Below are 7,914 nucleotides of genomic sequence, written 5' to 3'. Positions count from 1 at the left end.
GCGCTGCACAGCGGGGCGCGGCTGGCGCTGGCCAACAAGGAGTCACTGGTCGCCGGTGGTGCGCTGGTGCTCGACGCGGCCGCGCCCGGACAGATCGTGCCGGTCGATTCGGAGCACTCGGCCATCGCCCAGTGTCTGCGCGGCGGCCGCGCCGACGAGGTGGACCGGCTGGTGCTCACCGCGTCCGGCGGTCCATTCCGCGGCTGGACCGCCGAACAGGTCCGCGACGTCACACCCGAGCAGGCTGGCAAACATCCGACCTGGTCGATGGGCCCGATGATCACCCTGAACTCGGCCACGCTGGTGAACAAGGCGCTTGAGGTGATCGAGGCGCACTTGCTGTTCGGCGTTCCCTACGACCGCATCGACGTGACCGTGCACCCGCAGTCGATCGTGCACTCGATGGTCACTTTCGTCGACGGCGCGACCATCGCGAAGGCGTCGCCACCGTCGATGAAGCTGCCGATCGCCCTCGCGCTGGGCTGGCCCGACCGCGTGCCGGGTTCGTCGTCGTCGTGCGACTTCTCGACCGCCTCGCAATGGACTTTCGAACCGGTCGACGAGGACGTCTTCCCCGCCATTCGGGTCGCCCGACAGGCGGGGGAGACCGGCGGTTGCCTGACCGCGATCTACAACGCCGCCAACGAGGTCGCCGCCGCAGGCTTCTTCGCCGGGGCGGTGAAGTTCCCCGGGATCGTGGCGATCATCGCCGAGGTACTCGCGCAGGCGGATCAATGGACCGCGCCGCCCGGTACTGTGGAGGAAGTATTAGCCGCCGATCGGTGGGCGCGCGAACGCGCCGCTGCACTGGTCGCGGCCCGTCAGCCCTGATCACATCACAGTAAGGCAGGACCGGAGAAGGTGAGTTTCGCTCTCGGTGTAGTGCTGTTCGCGCTCGCCCTGCTGATCTCGATCGCATGGCATGAGCTCGGTCATATGTGGGCGGCGCAGGCCACCGGCATGAAGGTGCGCCGGTTCTTCGTGGGGTTCGGCCCGCGGGTGTGGTCAGTCCGGCGCGGCGAGACCGAGTACGGAATCAAAGCCGTTCCGCTCGGTGGTTTTTGCGACATCGCCGGCATGACCCCGTACGACGAGCTGGCGCCGGAAGACGCCGATCGCGCGTTCTACAAGCAGAAAACGTGGAAGCGCCTCGTCGTGCTGCTGGCCGGTCCGGCGCAGAACTTCATCCTCGGCTTCGTCCTGGTGATTATTCTCGGGCTGAGCTGGGGCCTACCGATCCTCGGCGACAAGCCCGTGTATGCCTCCACCGTCGGCTGCGTCGCGGCCACCACCGATGCGCAGGGCGCACCGGTCGAATGCGCCGGGCCCGGACCGGCGAACGCTGCCGGTCTGCGCACCGGTGACCGGATTCTGGCGGTCGACGGGCAGTCCGTCGCCGATAACTCCGACTTGGTCGGCCGCGTGCAGGCGGCCACCGGCGAGGTGACGCTGACCGTCGACCGCGACGGCGGGCAGCAGACCCTGGTGGTGCCGGTGACCCAGGTCCAGCGCATGGTGAAAAATCCGGACGGCACGCTGAGCTCGAAAGAGGTCGGCGCCATTGGCGTCGGTCTGCGAGTCGACTACATCAACCATTACGACCTCGCGACAGTGTGGGGCGGTGCGGTCTCCTTTACCGGCTCGATGTTCGTCGAGACCGGCAAAGCACTCGTCGCGTTGCCGTCGAAGATCGGCAAGCTGTGGACCGCCGTGACCGGCGGACCCCGCGACATCGACACCCCGGTGAGTGTCTACGGCGCTTCGGTGGCTGGCGGGCAGGCCGTTGACCGCGGCTACTGGGATGTCTTTTTCCTGCTGCTGATCAGTGTGAATTTCTTCTTGGGCTTGTTTAATCTGGTGCCGTTGCTGCCACTTGACGGTGGACACATGGCGATCGCGCTGTACGAAAAGCTGCGCAACTCGGTGCGCCGGGCATTCGGCCGTACCGCGGCCGGACCGGTCGACTACTACAGGCTGATGCCGTTGACCTATGCGGTGGTGGCGGTGATGGGTGCCTTTATGGTGCTCACCCTGACTGCGGACATCATCAATCCGATACAGATATTCTGACCGTGAGGAGCACGACATGACCGATCCGATCGGCCTCGGAATCCCGACCCCGCCGCCGGTGCTTGCGCCGCGCCGCAAAACCCGCCAACTGATGGTGGGCAAGGTCGGGGTGGGCAGTGACTTCCCGATCTCGGTGCAGTCGATGTGCACCACCAAGACGCATGACGTCAACGCCACGCTGCAGCAGATCGCGCAGCTGACCGCGTCGGGCTGCGATATGGTGCGCGTCGCCTGCCCCCGTCAAGAAGACGCCGACGCCTTAGCCGAGATTGCCCAGCACTCGCAGATCCCGGTGATCGCCGACATCCACTTCCAACCGAAGTACATCTTCGCGGCCATCGACGCCGGCTGCGCGGCGGTACGTGTCAATCCGGGCAACATCAAGGAATTCGACGGTCGCGTCAAAGAGGTCGCCAAGGCGGCCGGTGCCGCCGGTACCCCGATCCGCATCGGCGTCAACGCTGGCTCGCTCGATCCGCGGCTGCTCGCCAAGTACGGCAAGGCAACCCCCGAGGCGCTGGTGGAGTCCGCGCTCTGGGAGGCGAGCCTCTTTGAGGAGCACGGCTTCGGCGATATCAAGATCTCGGTCAAGCACAACGATCCGGTCATCATGGTCGAGGCATACCGCCAACTGGCCGCTCAGTGCGACTATCCGCTGCACTTGGGTGTGACCGAGGCCGGGCCGTCGTTCCAGGGCACCATCAAATCGGCGGTCGCCTTCGGTGCGCTGCTGGCCGAGGGGATCGGCGACACCATCCGAGTTTCGCTGTCCGCGCCGCCGGCCGAGGAGATTAAGGTCGGCGATGCAATTCTGCAGTCGCTGAACCTGCGGCCACGGAAGCTGGAGATCGTCTCTTGCCCGTCGTGCGGTCGCGCGCAGGTGGACGTGTACAAGCTGGCCAACGAAGTGTCTGCCGGGTTGGAGGGACTGGAAGTGCCGCTGCGCGTGGCCGTGATGGGTTGCGTCGTGAACGGTCCGGGCGAGGCCCGCGAGGCTGATCTCGGCGTGGCATCCGGAAACGGAAAAGGGCAGATCTTTGTCAAGGGCGAGGTGATCAAAACCGTGCCCGAGGCGCTAATCGTCGAGACGCTAATCGAAGAAGCGATGCGCATCGCCGAGGAAACGGGGGACACTGGAAACGGCACCCCGGTGGTGACCGTCAGCTAACCGTGCAAGGAGGCGATCATGCTGGACCTGCTGCGTGATCGGCCGCTGGGCTCCCGGGATTCGGCGGCCGTGGCGCGGGCGCTGGACGCCCATCCGGTGCCGTCGTGCATGGTGGCCGCGCGAGTGGAGGCCTACGGGCTCGCCCCGCGGTTTCTGGGCGGGGAACTGTGGACCGCTTCGGCGCCGGAGAGTTCCCTCTGCTTCTCCGGCGCCAATCTGATGCCGCTGTCCGGGGATTCGGGGAGCCTGGATCTTTTCGCCGCGCGCGCCCTGCGCGCCCCGCGTGGGTGCACGTCGGTCGTCGGCCCGGCCGATCTTGCCCTGGGATTGTGGGACCGGGTTTGTGGTGAGTGGGGTACCCCGCGCGAGATCCGTGACTGTCAGCCGCTGCTCGCCGTCGACGGCTATCCCGCGGCGACCATCGACCGGCAGGTTCGGCTGGTGACGAGCGCCGACCTCGACGTATACTTCCCGGCCGCGGTGGAGATGTTCATCGGTGAGATCGGGGTGGACCCGCGCGGAGTCGACGACGGCCGTTCGTATCGGCGGCGACTGGCCGCACTGATCTCCGCCCGCCGGGTTTTCGCTAGATTCGATGGCCCGCGTGTGGTCTTCAAAGCCGAGATCGGGTCACTGTCCCGACGCGTGGGCCAGATCCAAGGCATCTGGGTGGATCCGGCCGATCGTGGCCTCGGACACGGCACGGCCGGCACTGCCGCGGTGGTCGCCGCGATCGCCCGGCAGGGACGGATCGCGAGCCTGTATGTCAACGGATACAACGAGGTGGCCCGCGCCACCTATCGGCGTGTCGGGTTCGACCACGTCGGGACGTTCGCCACGGTCCTGATCGACTGATACCGGCGACACGCGGCGTGCGCGGCGGCGGCGGGGGCGGCGCGGGCCCTAGGATCGAACGACGATGAGTTTTCCCGCACGCGTGCTTGGCGCCCTCTGCGCCCTGGTGGTCGCCTGTTCCGGCGTCGTCGCCTGTGGTACCCAGGATCCCGGGCCGCGCAATGTGGCCGATGCCTTCTTGAGCGACTTCGCCGGCCGTGACTTCGCAGCGGCTGCGGCGCGCACTACCGCGCCGGATCGCGCCGCACCGTTCCTCGCCGCGGCGTGGGTGGGGCTCAGTGCGCAGGCGCTGACCGGCCGGGCCGGTCGAGTGCGGATCGACCGCGATATCGCCGATGTCGACGTCACCTATACGTGGCAGCTGCCCGGAAACCGGGAGTGGAGTTACCCAGCAACCCTCACCATGGGTCGCAGTGAATCGGGGTGGACGGTGCGGTGGTCATCCACCGGCGTGCATCCCGAACTCGGCGCCGACCAACGCCTGTCGCTGGCGACCTTCGCGCCGCCGCGCGCCACTGTCAACGAGTCCGACGGCAGCCAAGTGATGGGCGACGGCACAGTCGTCGCGATCAGTTTCGACGGCAAGGCTGCGGCCTCGGCCGGATCAGCGTTGGAGTCGGTGACGCGGCTGGTGGCTGTGCTCGGCCCGCAGTTCCCCGGGCTCTCGGCCAATGACCTGGCCGAGCAGTCGACGGCGAGCGAGACGCCGATCCCGATCGGCACCATCGCGCTGGCTGACTTCGACAAAATTCGTGATCAGCTGGCGCTCCCCGGCGTCGTGACGGCCGACCAGGCGATTCTGGAGCCGCGTGACCCGCGCTTCGCGTCTGCGGTGATGACGCAAGTGCAACGGAGCGTCGCCGATGCACTGCCGGGCAAGTCTGGGTGGCGGATCTCGGTGCTCAACCCGAACGGGCTGGCCGCTGACGTCTTGGTGGACCATCCTGCCGAGCCTGCGCCGGCCATCGCCTTGACGCTGTCACGGTCGGTGCAGGATGCGGCGCAGCGGGCGGTAAACGTGATCGGGAAGCAGACGATGATGGTCGTCATGCAGGCCTCGACCGGCAAACTGCTAGCCATCGCCCAGAATCCGGCCGCCGACTCCGGTGGTCTGCTGGCCACGATGGGCACTTATCCGCCCGGTTCGACGTTCAAAATGGTGACCTCGGCGGCGGGGATGTCGGCCGGAATCACCAATCCGGACGCGATTGTGCCGTGTCCGGGGGAGATTCAGATCGGTTCGCGGCTGATCCCGAACTACGATCGCTTCGCCCTTGGACCGGTACCGCTGCTGCGGGCCTTCGCGAACTCGTGCAATACCTCGTTCGCCGAACTCGCCAGCCGGATGGGGCCGTCAGACTTGGCGCACGCCGCAGCCGCCATGGGCCTCGGTCTGCACTATCAGATCGCCGGTATTGATTCGAAGTCCGGCTCGGTGCCGATCGAACCGGACTTGGTGCTCCGCGCCGAAGACGGTTTCGGTCAGGGCACGGTGCTCGCGACGCCGCTGGGTATGGCGACCGTGGCGGCCACCGCAGCGACGGGCAAGGCGCCGGTGCCGATCCTGATCAACGGCCGGGAGACCACGGTCGTGGGACCGCGGACCCAGATCACGCCGGACGTCTTCGAACAATTGCGGTCGATGATGCGCGCGGTGGTTACCGAGGGCACGGCTACTTCGATCGCCGACGCCGGGCCGGTCTTCGGCAAGACGGGTGAAGCCGAGGTCGCTGGCGGCTCGCACGCCTGGTTCGCTGGCTTTCGTGGCGACCTAGCCTTCGCGACGCTGATCGTGCTCGGCGGCGACTCGACCAACGCTGTCAACGTGACTCGCGACTTCTTCCATCTGCTGCCCGTCGGCTATCGTCCGTAGCTCCCGGGGGTGTGCGCGACCGAGTTCAGCCGGGCCTGCGGTCCGGGGTGATGATCAGCTCGCCGGTGTCCGGGTGGCGGACCAGGGTGACCGGGTGATCGTAGGTTTTGCTCAGTAGTTCGGCGGTCATCACCTCGTCGACGGTGCCGGCCGCGAGGATACGGCCGTCCTTCATCAAGGCGATGCGGTCGGCGTAGGCGGCGGCGAGGGAGAGGTCGTGCACGACGAGGACGATGGTCATTCCGGCGTCGGCGCGGGCTCGCAGAATCTTGAGCACCTGCTCGGTGTGGGCGATATCGAGGGCGGCGGTGGGTTCGTCAAGCAGCAGGACCGGAGTGTCCTGGGCGAGTGCTCGCGCGAGTGAGACGCGCGCCTGCTGACCGCCCGACAGCTCGGGGAAAGGGCGGTCGAGGAGGTCGCCGATGCCGCAGGCTGCGATCGCCTCGGCGATGATCCGCTCGGAGTCGCGGGCCTGCGGGGTGCGCAACCACGGGTAGCGGCCGAGTTCCACCACCTCGCGGACGGTGAACGGGGTGTCGACCCGATTTGCCTGCGTCACCATCGCGCGGTGGCGGGCCAGCTCCCGCGCGGAGAACTCACGCAAGTGTCGTTGATTCACCTGCACCGCACCGGATTTCGGCTCGCGCACACCTGCCAGGATGGAGAGCAGCGTGGACTTCCCGCAGCCGTTCGGACCCACCAGGGCGACGATCTGTGCGGGCTGTGCGGTGAGGCTGACACCGTGGAGCACGGGCCGGCGCCCGAGGTCGATGTCCACCTGCCGGGCGGAGAGTTCGATGCCGATGGCGGACATGAGTCACCACCCCGTCTTCGCGGTGCGGCGCAGCAGGATGAAGAACGCGGGTCCGCCGATCAGCGAAGTGAGCATGCCCAGGGGTAGTTCACCATTGGTCATCGAACGCGCGGCGAGGTCGGCCGCAGCGATGGTCAGGGCGCCGCCGATCACTGAGGCGGGTAACAACACGCGGTGCCGCGGGCCGACCAGCAGGCGCATCAGGTGCGGGACGATCAGGCCGACGAACATGACGATGCCGGTGAAGGCGACGGCACCGGCCGTGAGGATCGCGACCAGCACAATCACCTGGCGCCGGACCGTCTCGACATTGATCCCCAGTGAGGCGGCCTGCAACTCGCCGAGGGCCAGCAGATCAAGCTTGTTGACCAGCAGCATGGACGCGGCGATGGCGCTGATCACCAGCGGTGCCACCACCTGAACGTGGCCCCAGCCCACCGCTCCGGCTAGCGACCCGAGTTGCCAGAAGACGATTTGCTCGCGGGTCGCCGTGCTGGCGATGGTCGTCAGGTACGCGATGATGCCGAGCGCGAAGGCATTCACCGCGATACCCGTGAGGACGATCATCACCACCGAGGTGCCGCCGTCACGCATACTCAGCAGGTACACCGCGACGGTGGTGAACAGACCGAAGAGTGCGGCCATACCGGCGACCGCCCAGCCGTTGGGTGCCGGACCACCGAGGACGAACATCAGGCACGCGCCGACGGCGGCACCGGACGAGACGCCGATGATGCCAGGTTCGGCGAGCGGATTTGCCAGGACACCCTGCAGTAGGCAGCCGGCGGCACCGAGCGCGCACCCGACCAGGATGCCGAGCACGATGCGCGGGAAGCGGGACACCCAGAGCGCGTACTCGCCCTCTTGGTCGGGCAGTGGCCCAATATTCAGGTGCCAGTGGTGGGCGAGCGAACCGAGCACCTCGGCAGGCGGAACGCGCACCTGACCGGTGGCCGCCGACACCACGACGACGAGGCCGAGCAGCACCAGAGCGCCCAGCATCACCGGGATAGCGCGACCCCAGCGGGTCGGTGTCCGGGCAGTAGAGGTGGCTGGCGGCCCGACCGTAGGGGTGGGCGGGGTCGATGCGGTCACTGGTAGATCGCCTTCCCGAGGGATTGCAGGACCAGACCG

At 67.4% G+C, this 7,914-nt stretch carries 7 protein-coding genes; 5 read left to right on the top strand and 2 right to left on the bottom strand.

The genetic code is table 11. From position 1 onward, the window contains the following. The 5 genes from WAW85_RS11940 to WAW85_RS11920 all read left to right on the top strand — a co-directional run. The coding region (locus WAW85_RS11940; RefSeq protein WP_422559828.1) for a 1-deoxy-D-xylulose-5-phosphate reductoisomerase at positions 1-831 on the top strand (831 nt) is incomplete at its 5' end. A gap of 30 nt (positions 832-861) precedes the next feature. After that, entirely contained in the window at positions 862-2,070 is a 1,209-nt protein-coding gene (locus WAW85_RS11935; protein ID WP_422559827.1) for a M50 family metallopeptidase, read from the top strand. Positions 2,071-2,086: 16 nt separating this feature from the next. Beyond that, complete coding sequence (gene ispG / locus WAW85_RS11930) at positions 2,087-3,238, top strand: flavodoxin-dependent (E)-4-hydroxy-3-methylbut-2-enyl-diphosphate synthase (RefSeq protein ID WP_422559826.1); 1,152 nt, start codon at positions 2,087-2,089, stop codon at positions 3,236-3,238. A gap of 18 nt (positions 3,239-3,256) precedes the next feature. Further along, the gene (locus WAW85_RS11925; protein ID WP_422559825.1) at positions 3,257-4,093 is read left to right on the top strand and encodes a GNAT family N-acetyltransferase; all 837 of its coding nucleotides are present in this window, start codon (positions 3,257-3,259) and stop codon (positions 4,091-4,093) included. Positions 4,094-4,157: 64 nt separating this feature from the next. After that, positions 4,158-5,966, top strand: a complete 1,809-nt coding sequence (locus WAW85_RS11920; RefSeq protein ID WP_422559824.1) for a penicillin-binding transpeptidase domain-containing protein — start codon at positions 4,158-4,160, stop codon at positions 5,964-5,966. Between the two features lie 25 nt (positions 5,967-5,991). Here the strand turns inward: WAW85_RS11920 and WAW85_RS11915 are convergent, their stop codons facing one another. Both WAW85_RS11915 and WAW85_RS11910 read right to left on the bottom strand, forming a co-directional pair. Continuing rightward, the gene (locus WAW85_RS11915) at positions 5,992-6,780 is read right to left on the bottom strand and encodes a heme ABC transporter ATP-binding protein (RefSeq protein WP_422559823.1); all 789 of its coding nucleotides are present in this window, start codon (positions 6,778-6,780) and stop codon (positions 5,992-5,994) included. Between the two features lie 3 nt (positions 6,781-6,783). Beyond that, positions 6,784-7,875 carry a FecCD family ABC transporter permease gene (locus tag WAW85_RS11910; RefSeq protein ID WP_422559822.1) on the bottom strand — a complete coding sequence of 364 codons (1,092 nt, stop codon included), beginning with the start codon at positions 7,873-7,875 and terminating at the stop codon, positions 6,784-6,786. Positions 7,876-7,914: the final 39 nt, after the last annotated feature.

It is taken from the genome of Gordonia sp. (in: high G+C Gram-positive bacteria) (assembly GCF_049299075.1).
GTDB lineage: Bacteria > Actinomycetota > Actinomycetes > Mycobacteriales > Mycobacteriaceae > Gordonia.
The sequence above is the reverse complement of the archived record's forward strand: the minus strand, read 5'-3'. Positions and strand labels throughout refer to the sequence as shown.

Coding starts and splice junctions, on each gene's coding strand:
- ispG (WP_422559826.1), top strand. CDS start 2,087: ATGACCGATCCGATCGGCCTCGGAATCCCGACCCCGCCGCCGGTGCTT.
- WAW85_RS11925 (WP_422559825.1), top strand. CDS start 3,257: ATGCTGGACCTGCTGCGTGATCGGCCGCTGGGCTCCCGGGATTCGGCG.
- WAW85_RS11920 (WP_422559824.1), top strand. CDS start 4,158: ATGAGTTTTCCCGCACGCGTGCTTGGCGCCCTCTGCGCCCTGGTGGTC.
- WAW85_RS11915 (WP_422559823.1), bottom strand. CDS start 6,780: ATGTCCGCCATCGGCATCGAACTCTCCGCCCGGCAGGTGGACATCGAC.